The sequence below is a fragment of the Hyphomicrobium sp. genome (assembly GCF_036780825.1).
Classification (GTDB): Bacteria; Pseudomonadota; Alphaproteobacteria; order Rhizobiales; family Hyphomicrobiaceae; genus Hyphomicrobium_C.
In genome coordinates this window covers 4,356-5,599 of sequence record NZ_DAIQCD010000064.1, presented here as the reverse complement: position 1 = coordinate 5,599, position 1,244 = coordinate 4,356, and the positions used below count along the sequence as shown (strand labels likewise).

Sequence of the window (1,244 nt, the reverse complement as noted above, 5' to 3'; positions counted from 1 at the left end):
CGCCGCGCGGGCCTTCTTTCCTCCGCGAAGCTCGCCTATCTCCACGTGATCGAACCGGAGGATTTCATGCGAACGACGATTGTGCCGAAAGCTGCGGCGGTCCTAGCCGCCGGGTTTTTCATAGCCGCCTTCACGTCCCCCATCCATGCCGAGGGCAAGCCGATGGACCGCCTCGTCACCGTCTCCGCCACCGGCTACGCCTATGCCGAGCCTGATCGCGCGAGCCTGACGACCGGTGTGACGGCGGAAGCAGAGACGGCGGCCGCTGCGCTCTCGGCCAACAGCGAGCGGATGCAGAAGGTCGTGGCCGGCCTCAAGGAAGCCGGGATAGATGCCAAGGACATTCAGACGAGCAACTTCCAGCTTGAGCCGCGATACACGCATCCGCGTGACGGCGCCGCTCCCGAGATCAACGGCTATCGCGCCTCGAACCAGGTGACGGTCGGCGTGCGCGACCTCGCCACCCTCGGTCCGCTTTTCGATAAGCTCGTCACGCTCGGCGCCAATCAGATGCACGGCCTCTCCTTTGAGGTGAGCAAGGCCGAGGCCCTGAAGGACACGGCACGCCAGGAGGCGATGGCCAATGCGCGCCGCCGCGCCGAACTCCTTGCCGCTGCGGCCGGCGCTGAAGTCGGCGAGGTCGTCACCATCTCCGAGGAAAGTGGATACAGCGGTCCGCGTCCGATGGCCATGCGAGCAGCACGTGCCGACTCGGTGCCCATGGAGGCCGGCACGGAAACGCTCGAGGCTCGCGTCACGGTCACGTGGCGGCTGAAATAGCCGAGTGCTTCGTCCGGCGCGCGGGCTGGGGCGGCGCATCGTAAGCTCGCTAGAGTCGCTCTGCTTGACGTGACTTGAGGAACGGCAGCTTTCGCGCTCGAGCTTGCCATCATTGATGCGGATCAATCGGCCAGCCCCCGTTGCGCTCTTATGCTGGACGCAATCTCGCCCGCCAAGGTCCCTGAGGGATCGACTCACGTTTCTGATGCGAGCTGTTTTGCCGAGGGCAAAGAGAGGACAGAGCGCTCGTGTCTCAAACAATCGCTCTAGCACGGAGTGGACTCCATGCCCGCGCTCTCCTGGCTCATCCGCCCGATCCTGATTGTGGCCGCGGGGATTGCGGGCTGGTTCGTCGCCGAGGAAGCGCCGAACTTCAGTGTCGTCCAGATGGTGGTCTCGGTGTTCCTGATCGCTGCGCTGGTCGGCCTCGCGGCGTTCTGGGAGGCGCTTATGGAACTCTGGCG

Annotated in this window: 1 protein-coding gene; it reads left to right on the top strand. The window is 65.0% G+C overall.

Features of this window, described 5'->3' with window-relative positions; translation table 11 throughout:
• On the top strand, positions 1-780 hold a 780-nt coding region (locus tag V7P99_RS14625), incomplete at its 5' end, for an SIMPL domain-containing protein (RefSeq protein WP_333795567.1).
• Positions 781-1,244 lie beyond the last annotated feature (464 nt).